The sequence below is a fragment of the Vibrio sp. 1CM2L genome (genome assembly GCF_023161695.1).
GTDB classification, from domain to species: Bacteria; Pseudomonadota; Gammaproteobacteria; order Enterobacterales; family Vibrionaceae; genus Vibrio; species Vibrio coralliirubri.
Map to the genome: position 1 here is coordinate 1 of NZ_JALNTT010000009.1, position 24,534 is coordinate 24,534.

The following is a 24,534-nucleotide window of genomic DNA, read 5'->3' on the forward strand; positions in this document are numbered from 1 at the left end:
ATTGGCAGAGCAGCGGATTCCAAATCCGCGTGTTGGGAGTTCGAATCTCTCCACCCCTGCCATATTTAAGGCTCTAGTCGAAAGACTAGAGCCTTTTTGCTTTCTGGATTTTGATAAGTTACAGAAGGTAGCTTGGCATAAACAGCCATTACGCTTCATCATTCATCATTCATCATTCATTATTCATCATTAGCGACATTTTCTGTTTTATTGCTTTAACCGGCCTAATTTACCAACTACCACCAAAAATTTAAATACGATATGCACCTAATCCTAAATGGCGACTAATATAATGAGTAAGCGTCAGTAATTTGGGATTATTATGAGGTTCTTTTTTGCACTGGTTGTATTCTTTTGTTCATTTTCTCTATCAGCAACTTCGTGGGAAAAAGAGAGTCACCCTACTAAAAACTCATCCTCATCAATTGGAAGTTATGCTAATGGTTGTCTAGACGGCGCACAGGCTTTGCCGATTAATGGTTTGGGGTATCAGATCATTCGCCCTCAAAGAGAGCGCTACTATGGTCATACAGAAGCTATCAAGTTTATTGAGAGGTTAGGAGTTACGACCAGCGAGAAACTCAATACTAATTTATTGGTCGGTGATATTTCTCTTCCCAGAGGAGGGCGCTTTTCTTCAGGTCATTCAAGTCATCAAACAGGGTTAGATATTGATATATGGTTAAGGTTAACCAGTAAAAGGTTGTCAGAGAACGAGTTAGCGGTACCTAAACCTGTGAGCGTCGTGGATCTTACCAACTACAAATTGCGCCAATCGAATTGGACCGATGATCACTTTCAAGTTATTCGTTATGCAGCGAAAGATGAAAAAGTGGTGCGTATTTTTGTTCATCCAGTGATCAAGCAAACCCTTTGTGAACAAGAAAACTCTGACGCTAATGATAGAGCTTGGTTAGGCAAAATAAGACCTTGGTGGGGACACCATTCCCACTTCCACGTTCGTTTAAAGTGTCCTGAAGGCAGTTCAAACTGCATAGCTCAATCGAGCCCTCCTAAAGGTGACGGTTGTGGAGATGAACTTGCAAGTTGGGCTCCAAAGACTGTTCCAGTTCCACCTCCTAAAAAAGTAGCGAAAACTAAGAAAAAGAAAAAAGTTAAAGTGATGCCAAGTCAGTGTTTGGCCTTGATATCGAATAAGTAATCCTGTTCATCGAGGCTTTTTACAGTGGTACTGCCACTGGTTTTCTCGACTCTAAAACTGGAGAAACATCACACTTTTGTCTAGAGTTTATAAACACGAGATTAAGAACATCGTTTGATATTGATAAAACCAATAACGATATCAGCAAAGGCGATGACGAATTTGACAAGGTTTGGTCAGGGATAGAGTGTTTTTGGGGTGAAAGATGCGGCTTATATGCAGTATACAAAATCAGAGTCTGATACCCGTCGATATATAATTCAAGGATAAGACTATGACTATGATTTGTGCAAAGGAATTTTCAGAATGGTTAAGACATAGATTCAACGCTGAAAGCTCGGGTATTTCTATTTCGAGAGATGACATTACTCAACTGACAGGCAGACAGCGTTTAGACCCTAGCTTCGTAAATGATGTTCATTATGAGTTGATGCAGTATGGAATGGCATTTGTGACCGATACCAGCAGGGAAAACTTTTATCTTGTTCCGATAGCTCAATCAATAAACTGGCGAGAACGACTCGAATATCAATTTGAAAAAGAGCTCTTCTGCAATATTTATCCAATCGAAAAATCAGGATGAAAAAAAGGTTCAACTTATGGTTAAGTTGAACCTTTCTTCTTTTAGGTCAAGCCTTGAATGATAACAAACTTCTCAAGTAGCTCGTCATCAGTTTCAATATGGTTTGGGTCAGTGATGATGCATTTTGTAATCGGGCACACTGACTGACATGTTGGCTTTTCATAGTGACCTTTACACTCTGTACATAAATCTGGATCGATCTCGAAGATACTGTCACCCATAGTGATTGCACCATTTGGGCATTCAGGATCACACATATCGCAGTTTATGCACTTGTCAGTAATTAACAGAGCCATTGTTTTCTTCTCAAGTAAGTCGCTTAAGTAAAAATTATTTGCCTGATGCGTTACGTGTATCTTGGCCTTCGCTCAAGTTACGCATCAGCAAGCCGTACTCTAGATCTAGATCTGCTGGTACAGGAATAAATACAAAGTGACCGTTACCTTTCGCATCGTCGACCGCTTCAGATTTACGGTTTTCCATAACTTCCAGTTTGAAAACAACGTTACCTTTCGGTGTCATCATTTCTAAGCTGTCGCCTACTAGAAACTTGTTCTTCACTTCTACTTCCGCTAGGTCGCCACGGCGCTTACCTGTGAACTCACCAACAAACTGTTGAGTGTCAGAGATAGAGTAACCGTACTCGTAGTTTTGGTATGTATCGTGTGTATGGCGACGTAAGAAGCCCTCAGTGTAACCACGGTGAGCTAGGCTCTCTAAGGTACCCATTAGGCTTTCATCGAATGGTTTGCCTGCCACTGCATCGTCTATAGCTTTACGGTAAACCTGAGCTGTACGTGCACAGTAGTAGAAAGACTTAGTACGACCTTCAATCTTCAGAGAGTGAACACCCATCTTAGTTAGGCGCTCAACGTGTTGGATTGCACGAAGGTCTTTTGAGTTCATGATGTAAGTACCATGCTCATCTTCAAACGCTGCCATTTTCTCTTCTGGCTTGTGTGATTCAGAAAGCAGAACCACTTCGTCTGTTGGTTTACCAAGACCTAGTGTGTTGTCTGGACGTTCATCTTGAACTTCAACTTCTTGAATAGCGACACCAGTTGGATTAGCTTCAACGATCTGACCGTTTTCGTCTTCTTTCGCTGCTTCTGTTTTGTATTCCCAGCGGCAAGCGTTCGTGCAAGTACCTTGGTTTGGATCGCGTTTGTTCATGTAACCAGAAAGCAGGCAACGGCCTGAGTAAGCCATGCAAAGTGCACCGTGAACAAAGATCTCTAGCTCTGTTTCTGGGCAGTGTTCGCGAATCTCTTCGATCTCTTCAAGCGATAGCTCACGAGATAGGATTACACGCTCAACGCCTTGGGTTGACCAGAACTTAACGGTCGCCCAGTTTACTGCGTTTGCTTGAACCGAAAGGTGGATTGGCATTTCAGGGAATGCTTCACGAACCATCATGATAAGACCAGGATCTGACATGATAAGCGCGTCAGGGCCCATGTCTACAACTGGCTTAAGGTCGCGAATGAATGTTTTTAACTTAGAGTTGTGCGGCTGAATGTTACATACAACATATAACTTTTTGCCTTGAGCATGAGCTTCATCGATACCGATTTGTAGGTTTTCGTGATTGAACTCGTTGTTACGAACACGAAGGCTGTAACGTGGCTGGCCTGCGTAAACTGCATCTGCGCCGTAGGCGAATGCGTAACGCATGTTCTTAAGGCTTCCTGCCGGTGATAATAGTTCAGGTACAAATGGTTTTTGTGTAGTCATTACTTCGTTCTCTAATCTGATCTCAAGTCAGGTTGATACCACCAAGTGATATCAAAGGGGCGCAAATTTTACGCTAAAATGAGTTTGGTTGATAGCCCTAAAGATAGCAATGACATTAACAAGAGGGCAGAGAGGCAGATATAAGCGAGAACTTAGTGAAAAATAAGCTCAGATACCGTTAGCACCTGAGCTTATAGTTTGACTGATTAAGCGTTAGGTTGAGTTAACCCGCCTAATGATTCAAATAGGTTTGGAAGGAAAACACTGAACTCACCACACAGCAATGAGAAGTCTGCATCAAAACGAGCAGCTTGATCTTCACGAGGAATATCGTCGTTTTCGTCTTTGAGCTCATCACTGAATTTTAGGCGTTTGATGCTGCCATCTTCTGCAAGAATGAATTCAATACGGTCTTGCCAGTTGATAAGAAGTTTCGTCACCATCTTATTGGCTTCGATGTGGTTTATAATCTCATCAGCTTCTAGTTCTTGTTTCTTAACTCGAACAATACCGCCGTCTTCTTGAATAGATTTTAGTTCTGCTTCATCAAGCATAGTGATGCCTTGTGGCGTATCACCTGATTTCACCCATTCTGTAAGAGTCGTTTCGATCGCTTGCTCTGGAATAGCTGGCACTACTGGCAGGCTACCCATTGTCTTACGTAGCAATGCCAATACATCTTCTGCTTTTTTGTAGCTGCTCGCATCAACCACAATGAAACCTTCTTTTGGCATGACCAGCGCGTAAGTGAAGTTGCTGCGGCTGAATGCGCGAGGAAGTAGATCAATGATGATGTCTTCTTTTAGGTTGTCTTTCTCTTTCTTTTTCAGAGGTGTACCAGACTCTGCCTCAAGCGTTTCTACTTTTGCGTTCAATGATTCTTTGATCACAGAAGCGGGTAGCATTTTCTCTTCTTTCTTTGCACAGATAAGAATGCGGTTTTCTGATACGTGCGTCATCATATCGCCATGTCTACCCATTGCGTGTACCCAACCAAACTTTTGTTTGTCTTGGCTACCACAAGGAGTAAAGCGGAATTCTTCAAGTTGTTTCTCTAGCTGATCTGCGTTGAAATCAATATCACGGTTGAAGCGATAGACTAGGCAATTTTTAAACCACATAAATTTTTCTCATACCTTTTTAGAAGTGCTTCATGATATGAGATCTAATTCGATTTGTCCCTAGCTCTGTATCAAAAGTTATAAAGTGAAATGTTTGAGACAGTTATATGAAAATTTGTTTTCAAAGGTCACAAAAGTGTCATAATTAACTCAGATAATGCAATGCGTTGATTAAATACAAAGGCTATTCAATTATGTCGAGAAGGATTCTGGTCGTTGAAGATGAAGCACCTATTCGTGAGATGCTGTGTTTCGTGCTTGAACAAAAAGGCTACCAAGCAGTAGAGGCTGAAGATTACGATACAGCGGTAAACAAGCTATGTGAACCTTTCCCAGATCTAGTATTACTAGATTGGATGCTACCTGGTGGTAGCGGGATAAACTTTATCAAGCACATGAAGCGTGAAGAGTTAACTCGCAACATCCCAGTGGTGATGCTAACGGCTCGTGGCGAAGAAGAAGATAAGGTTCGTGGTTTAGAAGTGGGCGCTGATGACTACATCACCAAGCCATTTTCACCAAAAGAGCTTGTTGCTCGCCTGAAAGCGGTTATTCGCCGTGTAACGCCTACCGCACTGGAAGACGTGATTGATGTGCAAGGTCTTAAGTTAGATCCTGTATCTCACCGCGTTACCGCAAGCGAAGGTCCGGTTGATATGGGACCAACAGAGTTCAAAATGTTGCACTTCTTTATGACACACCAAGAGCGTGTGTACAGCCGAGAGCAACTGCTGAATAACGTTTGGGGCACCAACGTTTACGTTGAAGACCGTACCGTTGACGTACATATTCGACGCCTGCGTAAAGCACTTGAATCTGCAGGTCACGACAAGCTAATCCAAACGGTTCGCGGCGCGGGCTACCGTTTTTCTACAAAGGCTTAGTGTGGCTTCGCTACCCAGTTTACGGAGTCCTGAATGGTTGAAAAGTTAACCTGGAAAAAGCTGGCTTGGGAGCTGGCTTTTTTTTACGCACCTTGGGTTTTAGTTGGATGGATATTCGGCTACCTACCTTGGTTACTGCTGGCTGCTACGGTATTGCAGCTCGGCTGGCATCTACACAATCAAATGCGTTTGTCCGCATGGTTGTGGGATGAGAAGCGTCTAACGCCACCATCAGGTTCTGGGAATTGGGAATCTCTGTTCAACGGTATTTATCGTATGCAGCAGAGACAGCGTCGCAAACGTAAAGAGCTGACCAACCTGATCCGCCGTTTCAGAAACGGTGCGGAATCCCTTCCCGATGCCGTTGTGGTATTTCGCGGTGAAGGCAATATCGTTTGGTGTAACAAGCTAGCTCAGTACTTACTTGGGTTTCGCTGGCCAGACGATTCAGGACAACCGATTTCTAACTTGATCCGCACGCCGGACTTCATCAAGTATCTTAATAAACAAGATTTTTCAGAACCGTTAGAGATGCCTTCGCCACTTAACGTGGAACGTATGCTTGAGCTTCGTATCGTGCCGTATACCGAGGGTGAACACCTGATGGTGGTACGTGATGTTACTCAGCTAAAACAGCTAGAAGGCATGCGTCGTAACTTCTTTGCTAACGTTTCTCACGAGCTACGAACTCCTATGACCGTACTTCAGGGCTACCTTGAAATGACGGAAGATCCAGACATGGTCGTTGGCCCTATGTGGCCTAAGGCTCATGGTGTGATGACCGAGCAATTGAATCGCATGAACAGTCTGGTCAATCAATTATTAACACTTTCTAAGATCGAAGCCGCACCAATGCACGAACTCGATGAAGTGGTGAACGTTCCGGCGATGCTTGAGGTTCTTGAGAAAGAAGCGGCAAGCCTAAGTGGTGATAGAGAGCATAAGCTTGAGTTTGATATCGATAAGAGCCTACGCGTTCTTGCTGATGAAGATCAGCTGAGAAGTGCGATATCGAATCTGGTTTACAACGCAGTGAAATACACACCACCAGGCGCGACGGTGAAAGTGCGTTGGTACCAGACCAGTCAAGGTGCCTGTTTGGATGTGTCAGACACCGGAGACGGTATCGAACCACAACACTTACATCGACTCACAGAGCGTTTCTATCGTGTAGATAAAGCACGCTCACGTGATACAGGTGGTAGTGGTCTTGGATTGGCGATTGTGAAACATGCGCTTAGTCATCATGACTCACATTTAGAAATTCAAAGTGAAGTAGGTGTCGGTAGTCGATTCCATTTTACATTGCCAAATCGACTGACAGTGTCATGAGTTGTTTGACACGCAGGATGCGTTTGCCAGTCAGCTCATTATTAGCGTTTGCTTTGGTTAACTCTGTTCATGCCGAACAGAGTGTCGATTCTCTTCCTGATTATTCTAAGGTCCCGGGGATTTCTGGGAGCTTATTATCGGTAGGTTCGGATACCTTAGCGGGCATGACGACGTTATGGGTGGAAGAGTTTAAATCTTACTATCCGAACGTTAACGCTCAAGTCCAAGCATCTGGTTCTTCTACGGCTCCTCCAGCCTTAACCGAAGGTACTGCCCATCTGGGACCAATGAGTCGTCCGATGCGCTTGCGAGAAGTAGAGGCGTTTGAAAGAGAACATGGTTATAAACCGACAGCACTGCGAGTGGCGATCGATGCGATTGGACTTTTTGTTCACCGCGATAACCCTATTGAGGGGCTCAACTTTCGTCAGATTGATGGCATCTTTTCAGAGACATTACGCTGTGGTGCGGCTAAGCCACTCAACGATTGGCAAGATCTAGGCGTCGACCAACCTTGGGCGAAACATCGATTCCAACTGTTTGGGCGCAATTCCGTTTCGGGAACCTATGGCTATTTCAAACAAAACGCATTATGTGGTGGTGACTTTAAGAACCGAGTCAATGAGCAGCCAGGTTCTGCATCGGTTGTACAGTCGGTCGCATCATCAATCAGTGGCATAGGTTACTCAGGTATTGGTTATCGTGTCGCTGGCGTTAAGCTAATTCCTATTGCTGAGTATGGTTCTGATTTTGTAGAGCCGACTCGAGCGAATATCTTGAGTGGTGATTACCCTCTATCGCGCTTTCTTTACGTATACGTGAATAAACACCCAGATAAACCGCTTTCTCCTGTTGAGAGAGAGTTCCTCACTTTTGTGTTCTCAAAGCAAGGGCAAGAACTGGTAGAGAAAGATGGCTATTTAGCGATACCGTCTGAGTTCGCAGAGCAAGAATTGGCAAAAGTCGGACTCTAATTGAGGCTCTAATTCAGGCTACGACAAACTTAGAAAAAACGTATGAACAGCTTGCGATGTCGCAGGCTGTTTTAATTTTGACTGTTCGTTATTTTAGCTTCAACGACCATCCTGCATTTTGCCAACGTTGTTGCTCTTCTCTGAGTTCACAATCAAGCAGTTGGTTTTGGGACAACCAATCGCTGTTAGATCCTTTCAATTCCCAGTTATCTTGTTGTTCAATCGTTAGAGTTACGTCTGGAGTTAGTGCTTGATTTCGCTGACGGTTGAGTAAGATAGCGAGTCTCAATATACGAATCAGCAGGGTGATTTGTTGTTGGGTAAACAGAGAAAGTTCCGGTAAATCTTGTAGCTTGAGCGCTTTTCTTTGATAGCGAACCAATGTTGATATAAAACGTTGTTGCTCAGTATTAAATCCTGGCATTGTCGTGTGCTTCAGTAGATAAGCCGAATGTCGGTGATAGCCTTGGAATGCAATGCTTTGTCCTACCTCATGAAGCAAGGCAGCCCAACCAAGCAAACCATACAGCTCATTAGTGACCGCAGTTGTCACTTGAGGTTGCACTTGCTTCAGTAATGCAAGGGCGAGCACTTTCACTTTCTGGCCATGAGTTACGTCTACATGGTATCGAGAGACGAGCGTTTCGGCAGTTCTTGTTCGAACATCAATATCTTTAAACCTATCCTCCATGTCATAAAGAACGCCTTCTCTCAGGGCTCCATCAGAAAAATGTAACTCCTTGATGTCTAGCGTATCCATGGCTGCTGAAAGAATGGTGACGCCTGCAGCAAACACAGGCTTTCTCTCATCACTTAAGCCTGAAAGGTTTAAGGTGTTGGATGATGAAAACTCACATAAGTGATTCTTTAAATAGGACAGGCGTTGGGGCGTAATGAGACCATCGGTGAACCCTAAGCCAATGAGTACCTCTTTTATTGATTTCGCGGTTCCAGATGAGCCAAAAGCGATTTGCCAAGGGGCTTTTGTGTATTCTTTAATCAATGGCATCAATAGACGAGTAGCTGCGGTATAAGCATTTGAGAAGTGTTGTGAAGTTAGCCCTTCATCAGAAAAAAAACGTTGAGTGAAGTTGACGCATCCCATCGGTAAACTGCGCGTAATTAGGGGGGTAAAGCCTTGTCCTGCGACGAGTTCGGTACTGCCTCCACCGATATCAATAACCAACTTAGATTCAGAAGCGGTTTGAGTATGTTCTACTCCGTTATAGATTATTCGAGCCTCTTCTTGACCGGAAATGATCTCTATTGGAAAAGGAAACAGCGGTTTGGCTTGCTCTAAGAAATCTTTAGCGTTTTTGGCCTTTCTTAGGGTATGAGTCGCAACAACTCTGACATCATCAAGCTCAAAATCCGCCAGTCGTTCTGCGAACACCTTGAGACATTCTAGGCCCCGATCGATAGCGCTTTCGGATAGGAAGTTACGTTCATCTAATCCATCACCTAATCTCACTTTCTGTTTGTGTCTGCTGACTAATTGCAGGTGTTGATCGAATACCCGGGCAACCACCATGTGGAAGCTGTTCGAACCCAAGTCGATAGCGGCAATACATCGAGAATGTTTGTTATCAATTAGCGGCATGATTTCTTCTCTTGTTTGTACTTCTTGCGAGCAAGTTTCTCCATACGTTTAATATAGTGGTAAGTGGAGAGTTGTGACGTCGGGTAATAAAGTGGGTTTGCTGGTGGTTGTATGTAAGGGTTGCTCATCGATTGGTTTAGTACTCGAGCTTTGTTGCTGTCATCGAAATGAAACTCGGTGATATCGATAATGGTTTGCCTAATCTTTGGATCTAAAATTGGAGCTGCAACTTCGATACGGTGATCAAAGTTTCGTGTCATCCAGTCAGCGGAAGATATATAGACCTTCGGCTTTCCAGCGTTACCAAATATCATCACTCTAGGGTGTTCGAGGAAACGATCGACCACACTGACTATCTCAATATGATCACTGATGTTGGGTATGCCAGGGACAAGAGAGCACATGCCGCGAATGACCATTCTCACGTTTACATTGGCTTGGCTAGCCTGATAGAGCTTTTCAATGATCTCTCGATCAACCAAGTTGTTGAGTTTTAGAGTGATGCTTGCAGGTTTACCTTCTATCGCGTTTTGTATTTCATTATCTATCAATTGGTACAGACGTTTTCTAGTATTCTTTGGTGACACAATCAGTTGTTTGAATTGGGACTTTTGATAAGGGTTTTCAATATACTTAAAGACTTGTCTCACCTCTTGAGTCAAATCTTCATTCGCAGTGAGCAGAGAAAAATCGGTATATACGCGCGCTGTCACTTCATGAAAGTTGCCAGTGCCAATATGGGCATAATGCTCGGTATGCTTGCCTTCTTTTCGTTTGATGAGCAGCAACTTGGAATGGATCTTCAAACTTGGGATGCCATGGATGACTTTTACACCCGCTTCTTGAAGTTTCTTGGTCCATTGAATGTTGGCTTGCTCATCAAAGCGTGCTTGCAGCTCGACAACCACAGTGACCTTTTTGCCATTGTGTGCTGCATCGATGATCGAGCTGAGGAGTTTTGAGCCCTCCGCAACACGGTAAACGTTTATTTTGATGGAGGTTACCTTGGGATCAAAGGAAGCCTGCCTAACAAGTTCAGTGATGTGATTAAAAGTGTGATAAGGGTAATGGAGTAAGATGTCACGAGCTTTGATCGCTTCGAAATAGTTTGGGTAATGGCTGAAATGCGCGCATTTAATCGCGGGTAGAGGACGATTAACTAAATCACGTCGGTTAAGGCTTGGGAACTCAGAGAAATGTTTGAAGTTATGATAGCGCCCACCTGCGATGACACTGTCATAGTCAGACAGTTTAAGTCTGACTTGTAAGAAGTTGAGCATTTCAGCGGGCATCTCTGACTCATAGATCAGACGTATCGGCAGTGCCGTTAAGCGCTGCTCTAAACCTAAAGACATCGATTCTAATAGGTTATTTTCATTGTCTTCTTGAAGATCATAATCGGCATCACGTGTCATTTTTATCGCAAAACAACGCAATGAGTCATACTCAAAGAATCCTTTAAGTAAGTCATCCAAACAAAATCGAACTATATTATCTAACAAGATCAAAGTTGTACGCTGCGAACCCGAAGGTTCCGGTAGCTTAACAAATCGAGGGAGCGTCTCTGATGGGATTTCGAGTAAGACATATTGAGATGATGTCTCGCGCTCGATATCGATGGCTAAGTAACTTTGTTCATCTTTGAGAATATTAAGTAACTGGCTATCTTCGTTCAAGAGAAGCGGCGTTAAGTGTGGCAGCACTTTTTTCTTAAAGTACTTTTTTATCCAGCCACTTTGTTCTTCGCTGATTTGTTGTTCGTTGACCAGAAAAATACGATTGCGTACCAATTCCAATAGCAAGTCGTTATACAGTTTATGGAATTGAGCATCGAGCTTGCTCGCTTTGCTCTGCATTTGAGTCAGCAAGGCTTTCGGTGAGTTGGAGGTTAGCTGTGGATCTTGAAGTAAGATCTTTCGCTTCACATCAGCAAATCGGACTTTGTAAAACTCATCGAGGTTTTTCGAGTAAATACCTAAAAAACGAACTCTTTCGATTAAGGGGACTGACTTATCTGCCGCTTCTTGGAGCACTCTTTCATTGAAGGATAACCAGCTAAGTTCTTTTGTGACATAGTCTTTTTCCATCGAGATGAGAATCCTTGAGTACTGGCTATAGAGCTGATTACTTTAAATTAGAATGGCAAAATACACCAAATCTATGATCTTACTTTAAGAAATATGGCTAACAAACTTGTTATTAGTTTCAGTTGTTTAACGTAACTTGTAATATAATTGTCATCTAACGTACATATTATGTCAGTAGCTAAAAAAAGGTAGATAAACAGATGGCTTCAGCCCAATTTTCATTGAAAGAGCGCGACAAAAAAAGATGGTTGAAAGATCGTCTCGTCCGTTTTTCGGTGACATGTGGCGCGGTCAGTGTTCTAGCTGCCCTAGTATTGATCTTTGTTTACTTGGCAATGGTCATTTTACCGGTATTTTCAGATACTGGTTTAGAGACAGACCAAGCCGTAAAGACCGTTGCCGTAGAAGAGCCTATCGTCTTATCGGTTGATGAATATGGTCAACATGCATTTACTATCGAAAAATCCGGTTTGGTACAGTTTTGGGATTTAGAGTCTCAAAATACACACTCTTACTTTGAGCGTGATGTTGTAGCCAACCCCATCGCCTTTTCTCGAAATACCCCATCTGAAAACTGGTTTGCCTTTGCCGACAGCGCAAGCAATCTTACCTTTTTCTACCCTGAGTATAGTGCGCCTGTGCTGAAAAAGGGCAGCGAAGCCGAACCTAAAATTGAGCAAATTACTCTCCCTGAACCGTTGTTAAATGATGAATCATCAAATGGGGCGACGATCGACAAATTCGCGTTCTCTAAAAATGGACGTGGGATTACGGTTGCCGCGCAGTTAAGTGACCAACGAGTCTTGGTTAAGTGGTATCAGAGTGACCTTACTGGTCAGTATGTTTTCCAGAAGAGCCAATGGCTTTCGGATAAGCTGGGCTTGCAACAGCAACTGCTTGTCACACCTGATGGGCAAACTTTGTACCTTCGAGCACAGTCGGATTTGGTTGTTTTGAAACTATCAGATAACGGTTTTGATGTTCGTGAAGTGATTGATCTTAGCTTAAATGATGCGAAGCATTCCGTGAAAAGCATCGATTTACTGTCTGGTGCATACTCGTTGTTGGTTACGCATGAGGACGGACAGGTTTCTCAATGGTTCGATGTACTCAAAGATGAAAAACGTAGCCTGACCCATATTCGAGACTTCCAACTTGCTGAACAAGTGCAATTTATTCTTCCTGATACTTATAGAAAGGGTTTTTATAGCTTCTATAAGAACGGCACATTACAAAGCCACTATACGACCAGTGAAAAGCTGTCGTTGTTTGAACGAGCCTTTGATAAATCACCACAACTAGCCGCTATGTCTGCCAATGAACTGCATCTGGCGACCTTGATTGATGGCACCATCAGTGTGGCTAAAGTCGACAATGAATACCCACAAATCTCATTCTCATCGCTTTGGCAAAAGGTCTGGTATGAAAGTTACCCTGAGCCACAATACGTTTGGCAATCAACATCGGCGAACGATGACTTTGAAGAGAAATTCAGTTTAGTACCTATCACATTCGGCACTATTAAAGCCGCTCTGTTTGCGATGATGTTTGCTGTGCCAGTTGCTGTGCTCGGAGCTATTTACACCGCTTACTTCATGTCTCCACGCATGCGAAGAGTGGTGAAGCCTTCGATAGAGCTGATGGAAGCTCTTCCAACCGTGATCATCGGATTTTTGGCTGGGCTTTGGTTTGCTCCAATCGTCGAGACGCATTTAACGGCTGTCTTCTCATTAATGGTGTTATTGCCACTTAGCACACTGCTAACTGGACTTGTTTGGTTCTGTTTACCGAAGATGGTAACGGGTCGCTTCTCTAATGGTTGGCACGCACTGATATTGATTCCAGTATTGGTGATTACAGTGGTTGCGGTGTTTGCTGGTGGAAACAACATTGAAGCATTGTTATTTGGTGGTGATATTCGTACTTTCTTGGCCAGCTATGGTATCGACTTTGATCAACGCAATGCTCTAGTGGTTGGTTTTGCTATGGGCTTTGCGGTCATCCCAACGATTTTTACTATTGCTGAAGATGCTATTTTCTCTGTACCTAAGCATTTGTCTGATGGCTCATTAGCGTTGGGTGCGACGGCGTGGCAGACGCTTATTTATGTGGTGTTATTGACGGCGAGTCCAGGTATCTTTTCTGCGGTTATGATGGGCCTAGGGCGAGCTGTTGGCGAAACTATGATCGTCTTGATGGCGACAGGTAACACACCAATTCTTGACTGGAATATTTTGGAAGGGATGAGAACGTTATCGGCAACGATTGCTGTTGAGCTGCCAGAATCAGAAGTGGGTGGTTCTCATTTCCGCTTGCTGTTCTTGGCTGCACTCTTGCTGTTTATCTTCACATTCGCGGTGAACTCAGTTGCTGAGTGGGTTAGACAAAGACTGAGAGATAAATATCGTGCGCTGTAGTTTTAAAGGTTTGCCTCAATGTGTATCAATGGCTTTTAGTGGTTTTGCTAGCGTATCCCGTGATCTTCTCAGTTCCTTAAGTTCAGTACGTCGAGAGCAAGGTCGGTCATGATGAATAAACTGAAGTCATTATTATCTTGGGTTAAATCGGGCTCTCCGTGGATCTGGCTAACGGGTGGGGCGGTGAGCATAAGTATGCTTTCTGTTCTTGGCCTAATGCTGCTGATTGGTTGGAAGGGCTTAACCTATTTTTGGCCCGCACCTTTGTACCAATGGCAAGTTGATTCCAAAGACTTATCACTCGTGGTCGATCTTGACGAAACCGTATCAAAACAAGATGTATTGGTTGGTCAGCTATATGAACGAAAATACATCCCGATAGAGCAAGTTCCACAAGTCCATGATCTCTTGTCGCCTCAAAACCTCTCGACGGGACTAATTCAGCGCTTAAGCATCAAAGTTGCCAACAGAGAACTGTACCCTGCGGACTTTGTTTCCATACTGGATGTTAACTTACGTGAGCCAACAACCCCGCTTGATTGGGTTGTGATTGAACGAAGTCGAGGTGGTTATTTCTTTGGTAAGCCGGTGGGTTTTAAAACTGCTTCTGGCACCTTTGATTCGAACATAGACCAAAAGCTCGAACAAGGCTTGGCGTTCGCTGATACATTACGTAAAGAAACGTCGCGTGTCGTGAACCAAGAAATTCGCAATATCAGTTGGCAATTGGAAAACCTGCGCTTAGAAAAGCGTAAGCTTGAACTCAATGAGTCAGTGAGCGATGAATACCTTAAAACCTATACTCAAACTAAACTGGAATTAAACCGCCAGTTAGGTGAAGCCGAAGTTAAACTTGAGCACCTTAGAACGCAGCTCAATGTCGAAAGCTTACTCGTTGAGGATATGACAGGCGAGTTAGTCGAGATTTCGCTCAGTCACATTCTGGATTATTGGTACCCGAATAATATGTCTTACCTAGAAAAGGTTGGGCATTGGGGCAAACAAGTTTGGAAGTTCTTATCAGAGAACCCACGAGACTCAAACTCTGAAGGTGGTGTATTTCCTGCGATCTTCGGCACTGTTCTGCTGGTTATTCTCATGTCGATCGTCGTGATGCCTCTTGGCGTGGTCGCTGCGATATATCTTCATGAATACGCAAAAAACAACGCACTGACACGTTTGATTCGTATCGCCGTGATTAACTTGGCGGGTGTACCGTCAATCGTGTATGGCGTTTTTGGTTTAGGCTTCTTCGTCTATACCATCGGTGGCTCGATTGATACGTTGTTTTATGCAGAGCGATTACCCGCTCCGACATTTGGTACGCCGGGTCTACTTTGGTCAGCACTAACCTTGGCGGTCTTGACGCTTCCAGTCGTTATCGTAACCACTGAAGAGGGCTTAACGCGCATTCCTAGTGCAGTGAGGCACGGTTCATTAGCGCTTGGTGCGACTCAGTTTGAGACGCTGTGGCGCATTGTTTTACCGATGGCAAGCCCAGCGATTATCACTGGTTTAATTTTGGCAATCGCGAGAGCCGCGGGGGAAGTTGCTCCACTCATGCTGGTGGGTGTTGTGAAATTAGCATCCAGCTTGCCAGTCGATGGTCAGTTCCCGTATCTACACTTAGACAGAAAGTTCATGCATTTAGGCTTTCATATCTATGATGTTGGTTTTCAAACCTCTAATATCGAAGCGGCACGACCTTTAGTGTATGCGACTTCATTTTTATTGGTTACGGTGATTGTTGGGTTGAATTTAACAGCCATCAATATCCGTAATAACTTGCGTGAAAAATACCGAACCTTAGGACAAGATTAGATGTTCTCGATTAATGAAACCTTGGGTTACCAAGCACCACTTGATGTTCACAACCTGAAGGATGAGCAAATTGCTATCTCGATTGAAGGGCTAAATCTTTACTATAAAGAGAGCCAAGCACTTGATGATATCTCGATGCAGATCCCGAAGGGGCAGGTGACGGCTTTTATCGGCCCTTCTGGCTGTGGTAAGTCGACTCTGCTGCGCTGTATTAATCGCATGAATGATCTTGTTGAAGGCTGTAAGGTTTCCGGCAAAGTGAAGCTTCATGGTAAGAACGTGTATCACCCTAAGGTTGATGTCGCGACCTTGCGACGTCGTGTTGGTATGGTATTCCAACGTCCAAACCCTTTTCCTAAATCTATCTATGAGAATGTGGTTTATGGCTTGAGGCTACAAGGCGTGAGTAACAGCCGAGACCTTGATGATGCGGTTGAACGCTCTCTACGCGCTGCTGCGCTATGGGATGAAGTGAAAGACCGTTTGCATGAGAACGCTTTTGGTTTATCTGGCGGTCAACAGCAGCGTTTGGTTATCGCTCGTGCGGTTGCGATTGAACCTGAAGTGCTTTTGTTAGATGAGCCGACATCGGCACTGGATCCGATTTCTACTTTGACGATTGAAGAGCTGATCAACGATCTAAAAACCCAATACACAGTGGTGATTGTTACCCACAACATGCAACAAGCCGCGCGCGTAAGTGACCATACTGCCTTTATTCATATGGGAAAATTGATCGAGTACTCAGATACGGACTCAATTTTTACGTCTCCATTGAAAAACCAGACGGAAGACTACATTACTGGTAGATATGGCTAACCTCTGCAAAGGTGTCATCTAGAGCTAAGTCACTCTACAAAAATGGCTTTCTTCATTTCTTTCAAGGAGCAAGTATGCATTTCGGTCGCCACATTTCAGGGCAATTCAATGTCGAGTTAGAATCGATCCGTACTCATGTATTGACCATGGGCGGGTTAGTGGAGCAGCAACTCTCGTTTGCAATGCAGGCGCTTCATAAAGACGATGTTGAATTGGCCAAAAAAGTGATTCGTGATGACCACAAAGTGAATGCGATGGAAGTGTCGATTGATGAGGCGTGTACTCGAATCATTGCAAAGCGTCAGCCAACAGCGAAAGATCTGCGTTTGATTATGGCGATCATCAAAACGATTACCGATCTGGAACGTATTGGTGATGTTGCCTCTAAAATTGCGCAAGGCGCGATAGAGATTCCTTCAACCAAAGAGCAAAAATTCCACGTATCTTTAGAGCCTCTTTGCCGTCAGGCTATCACCATGCTTCACCAAGTATTAGATGCTTTTGCTCGTATGGATGTTGATGCGGCAGCTGAAGTTCACAAGCTTGATGATAAGTTGGATGCGGAGTACGAGGCCGTTATTCGTCAGTTAATGACCTATATGATGGAAGACCCTAAGAACATCCCTAATATTTTGCAGGTGATGTGGTCAGCGCGTGCGATTGAACGAGTGGGAGACCGCTGCCAAAATATCTGCGAATACATTATTTATTTTGTGAAGGGTAAAGATGTACGTCACTTAGGCGATCAAAGCCTTGATGACGCACTAAAATAGAGCTTATCTTTAGAAGCTAATTATTGCACCAAGATTGAAATTGACCGTTGTGTCGTAAGGCACAAAGGTTTTGTTGTGATCAAAAATATTCATATCAACACCAGCACGTAATCCAAGCATTGGTGTCGCTTGGTAAACGTAGGCACCACCTAGGCTTATACCATGTGTTGTTTTCTCTTCTACTTCGCCTGAGCGCGTTTTTGTACCGTCATAACTTGCCACACCAATCTCAGCCTGAAAGCCGTGGATTTGGTTTCTTCCAAACATGTTTTGGATACCAACACGATACGCATCAACTGTTTCGTCATATCGATCGCTGTCATACCAAAGGTGAGAATAGCTAAGATAAACGGCACCTAAATTTGCCACATCAGTAATGCCAGCTTGCACTCCGAAGCCATGATAAGAGCCAATTTTTAGTTCTGGGGATAAATGAAGAGCACTTGCTGAAATTGAAGTAGAAAGGGCTGAAAGTAAAAGCAGGGAAGTTTTTATCTTCATAAAAATACCTAAAGCAATTAGCCGTCCGTGGCTGCAATGAATTTTGATTCGAATTGTTCGAAAGTGGGTCAACTTTGATGAGGTGTTAGAACCCAGCAATTGACTGATCGTAAAAAGCCAGCTTGAACGCTGGCTTTTCAATTTATTAGAAGCGGTAACCGACAGTCCATGAGAATGTGTCGTAATCTACGTCATCGTAGCTCGCGAATTCAAAGCGCATGTCAGTGTATAGGTGTGGTCCGAATTCAGCTCGACCACCTAGGCCAACAACGAAGCTGGTATCGTTGTATGATTCAGTCCACGTTGTATCTGAATAACCAATAGAATTATCTTCGCTTTGACGCGCTAGACCAAGGACACCGTAAGGTTTCAAAGAGAAGCCATCCAATTCAAATTTATAACCGATGTCAGCATCAACTTGGAACTTGTAACCGTCGATCTCAGCTTTTATACCTTCAACGTTTTCGTCGTCACTATTCGTTGCGTAAGAAACGTTGATACCTACGATACGGTTAAATTCATAACCATATTCAAGTTTGATACCGTTACCCCAATCAACTGTGTCATCGGTTAGCCAATCGTCTACTTGAGTTTGGTTGTAACCGATACCCACACGGTGTTGGCTGTCAAAGTTGTTTGCAAGAACTGGAACAGAAAGTAGTGAAGCTGAAATTAGGGTAGTAAGTGCAATTTTCATATTAGTCTCTATTTAGGGTTAACTTAACTGCACGATCCTTCGTAGTTCAGTATCCGTTTTGATAGGGCTAATATTAAACAGTGTTTTATTTTTAGACTAAGTAGATATTGGTATCTCTATAATAAGTATTACTTATTAATCTGAGTTGATAGTGCTTTTTGTATTAACTCAAATAACCAATTGGTAGTAGGGGAGTTTCTGTTTTTAGTATGTAAGTGGCAGTAAACAGGAGTTTTGGGAGGCTCGCCATCTATCACAACATCGATTCCGCGTAGGGTTGGGTAATTATCAACGAGGAAAAGATTCGAATGTGGCATGTACATATCTGTATGTTGAATGACATCAATGACCGCCATAATTAGCTCACTACGGAAACCAACATTATGCTCAATAGAAAGCTCAGTTAGGATATTCGATGCCAAACTATAGTTGTCGTTCCAACCTGGTGTGACTAATGAAGCGATATCGTACCCCGCTACATCATAAGGTGTAACGATTTCTTGCTTTAAAGGGTGCTCTTTTCTTACAAAAATACGCGCTGTTAGTTCAATTAACTTCTTCGTATAAACTTCTTTATTCGTTTTGCTACCAAGGTAACTGACCCCCATCAACACCTCTCCTTTCTGAATGTCAGAAACAGAAGCATTGGTCCAAGAGACTAATTCTAGATTCGCATTCGGTGCTTGCTCTCTTATCATTTTAAACAGAGAACCAGATAAACAAGATAGCACGATAGGTGATAGAGCTATTTTAAGTGTGTAGTCGATATCTTTCGGGTCGAAAGTGTTTGAGGTATTAATAGCAACAGATAGACCTTCCATGAATGGTTTGATCTTGTTGGTGAGCTGTTCTGAGAAAGCGGTCGGTTGTAAGCCACCATGTACCTTTACAAAAAGGTCATCGTTGAAGTGGTGGCGTAGCTTCTGTAAGGCCTGACTAACAGCAGGCTGTGAAACAAAGAGTCGCTCCGCAGCCTTTCTGGTGTTTTTTTCTTGATAAACAATCAGGAATGTTCGTAACAGGTTTAAATCAAGAGAGCTGAATAAGTCTTTAGCCATATCTATCCATGAAAATTTTCTGCGCTATTAAATCTAATATACGTCAGTCAGTTAGATTAGTCAGCGAGGTTCTCTGGATTTATGCTGGCGACTATTGCCCTAAGCGGTGAGGGCGGCTCTCACATCAGATATCTTACTCGTATCTGTCACTGGGATCTGATAATCATCAATATCATCATTGCCCATTTGAGCACTCGAGTTGTTTTCCATTAGGCTCGGTCTTGTTGATTTACCTGAAAGGTGAAGAGCAGGTACTTGGGTAGCGCTTTGAATCATTTTGGCATTCGCAGCGTTAACGCCAGCCCCCGCCATGATATCAATTCGTCCATCGGCTTGTTTGACCATTGCAGCCAATACATCGATGCCTTGCTCAGCATTAGCAGCAAGCCCTGATGTCAGGACTCTTTCGCATCCAAGTGTAATGATTTGTTCTAATGCTGCTTGGAAATCAGAGCTTTGATCGATGGCTCTGTGGAAGGTAATCCCAAGCTTTAACGAGTGCGCTTTGTCAGCCAGTTGTTGCATTTTTGGCATATCAATACTTCCGTTTGGTGCTAACACACCAAGTACGACCCCATCCAATCCTGCATTTGCACAAGCTTCAATATCTTCAAGCATACAGAGCATATCGTCGTTATCGAAAATGAAGTCGCCCTGTCTTGGTCTAATCATAGCGTAGACCGGAACCGACGAAATTTTTGCCGCTTGCTTCATCATTCCGAAGCTGGGAGTTAATCCGCCAAGTGCTAATGAAGAGCAAAGCTCAATTCGATTCGCGCCACCAAATAGTGCGTTATTAAGAGATTCTAAGTTATCGATACAGACTTCAATTTCGGTGTTCATCGTGTTTATCCGTTTAAAAAGATACTGATGAAATAATAGCAATCTAGGTGTGATTCTGAATAGATGGGGATAAGGGAAAATAGAGGTAAAGTTTAGGTTTATCGCTACCTCAATTATCTATTACAAGAGGCAGTCTAGGGTGGCGGCGAGGAGGGGAAAACAAAAAGCCCGAAGCGTTAACTTCGGGCTTTTAATAGGACTTTACTTCTTAACTGATTGGCGGTGCGCTTTGCGCTATTAGCTTATGCTTTATGTCTCTTTATAGAGAGTCTTCCAACCATTAACCCGCGTTGAGTTCGGGCTTAAGAGGTAATTACTTGCTTAGGTCGTCAGCGTGCTCAGATAGGAATGCTGCAACACCTTTTGGAGATGCGTCCATACCTGATTTACCTTCTTCCCATTGTGCAGGACAAACTTCACCGTTCTTCTCGTGGAAGTTTAGTGCGTCTACCATGCGTAGCATTTCGTCGATGTTACGACCTAGTGGAAGATCGTTAACTACTTGGTGACGTACAAGGCCGTCAGCGTCGATTAGGAAAGAACCACGGAAAGCAACGCCTGCTTCTGGGTGCTCAACATCGTATGCTTTGCAGATCTCGTGCTTAACGTCAGCAACTAGAGGGTATTTAACTTGACCGATACCGCCATCAGCGATAGCAGTGTTACGCCATGCGTTGTGAGAGAATTGAGAATCGATAGAAACACCGATTACTTCAACGCCTTTAGCTTGGAAATCTTCAAGACGGTTGTCGAAAGCGATTAGCTCTGAAGGACAAACGAAAGTGAAGTCTAGTGGGTAGAAGAAAACTACAGCTTTCTTACCTTTAGTGAATTCTGCGAAGTTGAAGTTATCAACGATCTCACCGTTACCTAGAACAGCTGCTGCAGTAAAGTCAGGGGCTTGACGACCTACTAGTACCATTTTGGAATCTCCTAAAAAATTAGTTGGCCCAACACATCTTTGTTTGGGCTCCGTTTCTACGGGACAAACTATAGTACAATCGGTACTATAGAAAAAAGCGAATTAAATAGATTAAGTTAATCGAAAAAAGCGATAAGCTTATTCTTTGTCCTGTCCTTAGGTCGAATGACCTTTACGTAACTTATCCTACTCATATTACAAAGTAATTTCATGAATAAATGGCCAAGTCTTAAGCAACTTCACTATCTTGTTACTCTTCACGAAACTCGTCATTTCAGTGATGCCGCTGATCGCTGTTTCGTCAGTCAATCTACGTTAAGTAAAGGCATTCAAAACCTAGAAGAACTCATTGGTTGCCCGCTTTATGAGAAGAAAGATAAAAAGAGCCCGCTGGTTTTCACGCAAGCAGGTGAGTTGGTGGTCAAGCACGGTCGAGAGCTACTAGCGAAAGGGCAAGATCTGGTTGAACTTGGAAATCTATGTAACGGGGATGCGATGCAAGGGCAGTTACGAGTAGGGTGTATTCCTACTATCGCGCCTTTCCTTTTATGTGATTTGGTACAAGAGGCCAACCAACGCTTTCCTCAGCTTAATTTATTGTTACGTGAAGATACAACGACCAACCTATTGGCTGCGCTGCGTCATGGAGACCTAGATGTACTGATTCTGGCTTTGCCTGTCGATATTGACAATATGGAAAGCCAAGTTGTTGGGCAAGATCCGTTTAGAATGGTGATCAGTCGTAATCAAGCTGATGGTATTCGCGTTCCGATTAAATACGATGACCTGCCAGACGAATCTGTATTCTTGTTGGAGAACGAGCACTGCTTAACAGAGCATGCAGTGTCGGCTTGTAAGTTAACGGATAAAGAGAAGATCAACCCGTTCACAGCGACGAGTCTTCACACATTGGTGCAAATGGTGGCCAATGGTTTAGGAACCACCTTTATTCCGCAAATGGCGATCGACCACGGTTTATTGGAAAACCAGAATCTCGTTGTGATCGATCCTCCTGGTCAGCAGGCCTACCGAGATATTGGCCTTGTTTGGCGACCAAGCTCTTCGCGTCGTGAGACATTCCATCAATTAGCGGATGTGGTTTCTGAGCTTTTATAATAATCCGCTGCGACAACAATTCCTCTGAGCGGCTGAATTGGCCGCTCATCTTTATATCATTTCCGAACGTTATTCTACTTCCGCTTCTTCTGGCTCGACTTCTTCTTGCAGCTCCAGCAAATTGATCGCTATCGTGACAAAATCGCTGTCTGTAATAATGCCTACTAGTTCGTGGTTTTCTACGACAGGTAAACAGCCCACTTTATGTTTTTGCATATAGATAGCCGACTCTTTTAACCCTGCTCGCGGCTCTACCGACATAACACTTTTGTGCATGATGTCGTTGAGGGGAGTAGCAAGAGTAAAAGATTGAGCTTGTGGGATGTTTTGTAGGCTGGATTCTTGAGCGGCTAGAACGTCTCGTTGTGTGACGACACCTAGTAGATGCCTATCGGAATCAACGACCGGAATATGGCGGATATCAAGCGCTTCCATCATGTGCTTAGCATCGGCCAGTGAGTGTGAGCGCAATAGCGTATGAGGGTTGCGAGTCATCATATCTTCAACCTTGATCATACGAACCTCCTTCTTTTTTATTTGTTGCTATTACTATAGTTTTTTATCCAAAAAATAACTGAGATCTGACGCATTCTTGGGTGAGTTTTATGCAACTAATTCTTTCGTTTGAGGAGGTGAATCAATAGCATTATTTTACGCCTCTTTACAATAATCCAGTGCTGTAAACCTTGCTATTGCGGCTCGTGTGCCTATACTAGCCCACTGCGAAATTTTTAGTCGTGTTTGCGATGTGTTTCTGGTAACGATTGACTTACCGTAACGATTATCCAGCAACTACGATTTATGATTCGTCAACGGCACAAATCTCATCAACTAAGACAAGACTAGACACATGCAAGTTTCAGATTTTCACTTTGACCTACCAGATGAACTCATTGCTCGCTACCCTCAAGAGGAGCGTACAGCAAGCCGCCTGCTTAAATTAGATGGCAACAGCGGTAACCTAGCTGATGGTTCGTTTAAAGACGTTTTAGACTTGGTTGAGCCAGGCGATCTTGTTGTTTTCAATAACACTCGAGTGATTCCAGCTCGTGTATTTGGTCGCAAGGCTTCAGGCGGTAAGCTTGAAGTGCTGGTTGAACGTATGCTTGATGAGAAAAGCATTCTTGCGCATGTTCGTTGTTCTAAATCACCGAAGCCGGGTACCAAGTTGTTCCTTGGTGAGAACGATGAATATGAAGCAGAAATGGTGGCGCGTCACGATGCGTTATTTGAAATCCATTTCACATCCGATCAAAGCGTTTTAGAGATTCTTAACAGTGTTGGTCACATGCCACTGCCTCCTTACATCGATCGTCCTGATGAAGATGCTGATAAAGAGCGCTACCAGACTGTCTATAATGAAAAGCCGGGTGCGGTTGCAGCGCCAACAGCAGGCCTTCACTTTGATGACAAGCTAATGGCCGACATGAAAGAAAAAGGTGTTGAGTTTGCTTACGTGACGCTTCACGTTGGTGCTGGTACGTTCCAGCCAGTAAAAGTAGATAACATCAATGATCACCACATGCACGCTGAGTACGTTGAAGTACCGCAAGAAGTGGTTGACGCCGTAGCTGCAGCAAAAGCGCGTGGCGGTCGTATTATTGCTGTTGGTACAACATCAGTACGTTCACTAGAAAGTGCAGCACAAGATGCATTGAAGAAAGGCACCGAACTCGTTCCTTTCTTTGGTGATACAGAAATCTTCATCTTCCCTGGCTATGAATACCAGTTGGTGGATTGCTTGATTACCAACTTCCACTTGCCAGAATCAACACTGATTATGTTGGTGAGTGCATTTGCTGGCTACGACAATGTGATGGGCGCATACGATCACGCAGTGAAGAGCGAATACCGTTTCTTCAGTTACGGCGATGCTATGTTCATCAATAAGAAAACCAGCTAATTTAAGCTGGTTTAAGCGATACAAAAATTTACGGGTGCTAGCAGTAAGCTAGGAGTCGGGCAGGGTGTCTGTCTAATCTCTCGCAAGGAATACGCGACCGCTCCTCATAGAACCCACTAGACTGAACTTTTGTTTGGCCTAAGGTTCTGAATTAACAGTCAGATTGTTTCTCTGGCATATTGGAGGC

General features: G+C 43.7%; 23 protein-coding genes. 12 read left to right on the top strand and 11 right to left on the bottom strand.

Translation table 11 applies throughout. The annotated features are described in order from the left end of the window. The 3 genes from MSG34_RS21470 to MSG34_RS21480 form a co-directional block, all read left to right on the top strand. A partial coding sequence (locus MSG34_RS21470) for a hypothetical protein (protein WP_248339343.1) occupies nt 1–193 on the top strand: 193 nt, incomplete at its 5' end. Between the two features lie 129 nt (nt 194–322). Beyond that, nucleotides 323–1,162, top strand: coding sequence for a penicillin-insensitive murein endopeptidase (gene mepA, locus MSG34_RS21475; RefSeq protein WP_248339345.1), 840 nt, complete (start codon nt 323–325; stop codon nt 1,160–1,162). Between the two features lie 274 nt (nt 1,163–1,436). Next, on the top strand, nt 1,437–1,745 hold the full coding sequence (locus MSG34_RS21480; protein ID WP_048613433.1) for a hypothetical protein: 309 nt from the start codon (nt 1,437–1,439) through the stop codon (nt 1,743–1,745). Between the two features lie 41 nt (nt 1,746–1,786). Here MSG34_RS21480 and MSG34_RS21485 read toward each other — a convergent pair whose 3' ends face one another. From MSG34_RS21485 to rdgC, 3 genes are all read right to left on the bottom strand, one after another. After that, on the bottom strand, nt 1,787–2,041 hold the full coding sequence (locus MSG34_RS21485) for a YfhL family 4Fe-4S dicluster ferredoxin (protein WP_004735061.1): 255 nt from the start codon (nt 2,039–2,041) through the stop codon (nt 1,787–1,789). Nucleotides 2,042–2,075: 34 nt separating this feature from the next. Then, nucleotides 2,076–3,479 carry a tRNA 5-hydroxyuridine modification protein YegQ gene (gene yegQ / locus MSG34_RS21490; protein WP_019823039.1) on the bottom strand — a complete coding sequence of 468 codons (1,404 nt, stop codon included), beginning with the start codon at nt 3,477–3,479 and terminating at the stop codon, nt 2,076–2,078. Nucleotides 3,480–3,685: 206 nt separating this feature from the next. Beyond that, nucleotides 3,686–4,600 (bottom strand): recombination-associated protein RdgC, encoded by a 915-nt coding sequence (rdgC, locus tag MSG34_RS21495; protein WP_248339346.1) that lies wholly within the window; start codon nt 4,598–4,600, stop codon nt 3,686–3,688. A gap of 194 nt (nt 4,601–4,794) precedes the next feature. On the opposite strand from rdgC, the gene phoB reads away from it, so the two are divergent. From phoB to MSG34_RS21510, 3 genes are read left to right on the top strand one after another with little or no spacing between them, the layout of a single operon-like run. Then, nucleotides 4,795–5,484: a phosphate regulon transcriptional regulator PhoB gene (gene phoB, locus MSG34_RS21500; protein ID WP_004735064.1), complete on the top strand. Its 690-nt coding sequence runs from the start codon at nt 4,795–4,797 to the stop codon at nt 5,482–5,484. A 33-nt stretch (nt 5,485–5,517) separates the two neighbouring features. Then, nucleotides 5,518–6,816: a phosphate regulon sensor histidine kinase PhoR gene (gene phoR, locus MSG34_RS21505; protein WP_019823041.1), complete on the top strand. Its 1,299-nt coding sequence runs from the start codon at nt 5,518–5,520 to the stop codon at nt 6,814–6,816. Next, nucleotides 6,813–7,790, top strand: a complete 978-nt coding sequence (locus MSG34_RS21510; RefSeq protein WP_248339347.1) for a phosphate ABC transporter substrate-binding protein — start codon at nt 6,813–6,815, stop codon at nt 7,788–7,790. The genes phoR and MSG34_RS21510 overlap by 4 nt, the downstream gene beginning before the upstream one ends. An 88-nt stretch (nt 7,791–7,878) precedes the next feature. Here the strand turns inward: MSG34_RS21510 and ppx are convergent, their stop codons facing one another. Both ppx and ppk1 read right to left on the bottom strand, forming a co-directional pair. Next, nucleotides 7,879–9,390, bottom strand: a complete 1,512-nt coding sequence (gene ppx, locus MSG34_RS21515; protein ID WP_248339348.1) for an exopolyphosphatase — start codon at nt 9,388–9,390, stop codon at nt 7,879–7,881. After that, nucleotides 9,381–11,477, bottom strand: coding sequence for a polyphosphate kinase 1 (ppk1, locus tag MSG34_RS21520; RefSeq protein ID WP_248339350.1), 2,097 nt, complete (start codon nt 11,475–11,477; stop codon nt 9,381–9,383). The genes ppx and ppk1 overlap by 10 nt, the downstream gene beginning before the upstream one ends. A 200-nt stretch (nt 11,478–11,677) precedes the next feature. Here ppk1 and MSG34_RS21525 point away from each other — a divergent pair, with 200 nt between their 5' ends. The 4 genes from MSG34_RS21525 (at nt 11,678) to phoU (ending at nt 17,307) form a co-directional block, all read left to right on the top strand. Further along, a complete protein-coding gene (locus MSG34_RS21525; RefSeq protein WP_248339351.1) occupies nt 11,678–13,894 on the top strand; it encodes an ABC transporter permease subunit in 2,217 nt (738 codons plus the stop codon). Between the two features lie 111 nt (nt 13,895–14,005). Beyond that, the gene (gene pstA / locus MSG34_RS21530) at nt 14,006–15,715 is read left to right on the top strand and encodes a phosphate ABC transporter permease PstA (RefSeq protein ID WP_017062529.1); all 1,710 of its coding nucleotides are present in this window, start codon (nt 14,006–14,008) and stop codon (nt 15,713–15,715) included. After that, nucleotides 15,716–16,534: a phosphate ABC transporter ATP-binding protein PstB gene (gene pstB, locus MSG34_RS21535; RefSeq protein ID WP_009848269.1), complete on the top strand. Its 819-nt coding sequence runs from the start codon at nt 15,716–15,718 to the stop codon at nt 16,532–16,534. It begins immediately after the preceding gene. Nucleotides 16,535–16,608: 74 nt separating this feature from the next. After that, on the top strand, nt 16,609–17,307 hold the full coding sequence (gene phoU, locus MSG34_RS21540) for a phosphate signaling complex protein PhoU (protein WP_009848270.1): 699 nt from the start codon (nt 16,609–16,611) through the stop codon (nt 17,305–17,307). A 9-nt stretch (nt 17,308–17,316) separates the two neighbouring features. Here the strand turns inward: phoU and MSG34_RS21545 are convergent, their stop codons facing one another. From MSG34_RS21545 to MSG34_RS21565, 5 genes are all read right to left on the bottom strand, one after another. After that, the gene (locus MSG34_RS21545; protein WP_248339352.1) at nt 17,317–17,808 is read right to left on the bottom strand and encodes a hypothetical protein; all 492 of its coding nucleotides are present in this window, start codon (nt 17,806–17,808) and stop codon (nt 17,317–17,319) included. Nucleotides 17,809–17,953: 145 nt separating this feature from the next. Beyond that, entirely contained in the window at nt 17,954–18,505 is a 552-nt protein-coding gene (locus MSG34_RS21550; protein WP_050052383.1) for a porin family protein, read from the bottom strand. 128 nt (nt 18,506–18,633) lie between these two features. Continuing rightward, nucleotides 18,634–19,563 (bottom strand): LysR family transcriptional regulator, encoded by a 930-nt coding sequence (locus tag MSG34_RS21555; protein WP_248339353.1) that lies wholly within the window; start codon nt 19,561–19,563, stop codon nt 18,634–18,636. Between the two features lie 99 nt (nt 19,564–19,662). Continuing rightward, nucleotides 19,663–20,406: a copper homeostasis protein CutC gene (locus MSG34_RS21560; RefSeq protein WP_248339355.1), complete on the bottom strand. Its 744-nt coding sequence runs from the start codon at nt 20,404–20,406 to the stop codon at nt 19,663–19,665. Between the two features lie 313 nt (nt 20,407–20,719). Further along, a complete protein-coding gene (locus MSG34_RS21565) occupies nt 20,720–21,328 on the bottom strand; it encodes a peroxiredoxin C (RefSeq protein WP_004740353.1) in 609 nt (202 codons plus the stop codon). A 210-nt stretch (nt 21,329–21,538) separates the two neighbouring features. On the opposite strand from MSG34_RS21565, the gene MSG34_RS21570 reads away from it, so the two are divergent. Then, nucleotides 21,539–22,444: a hydrogen peroxide-inducible genes activator gene (locus tag MSG34_RS21570; protein ID WP_017062525.1), complete on the top strand. Its 906-nt coding sequence runs from the start codon at nt 21,539–21,541 to the stop codon at nt 22,442–22,444. Between the two features lie 69 nt (nt 22,445–22,513). Here the strand turns inward: MSG34_RS21570 and MSG34_RS21575 are convergent, their stop codons facing one another. Next, the gene (locus MSG34_RS21575; protein WP_048615199.1) at nt 22,514–22,960 is read right to left on the bottom strand and encodes a CBS domain-containing protein; all 447 of its coding nucleotides are present in this window, start codon (nt 22,958–22,960) and stop codon (nt 22,514–22,516) included. 334 nt (nt 22,961–23,294) lie between these two features. Here MSG34_RS21575 and queA point away from each other — a divergent pair, with 334 nt between their 5' ends. After that, nucleotides 23,295–24,347: a tRNA preQ1(34) S-adenosylmethionine ribosyltransferase-isomerase QueA gene (gene queA / locus MSG34_RS21580; protein ID WP_017062523.1), complete on the top strand. Its 1,053-nt coding sequence runs from the start codon at nt 23,295–23,297 to the stop codon at nt 24,345–24,347. Nucleotides 24,348–24,534: the final 187 nt, after the last annotated feature.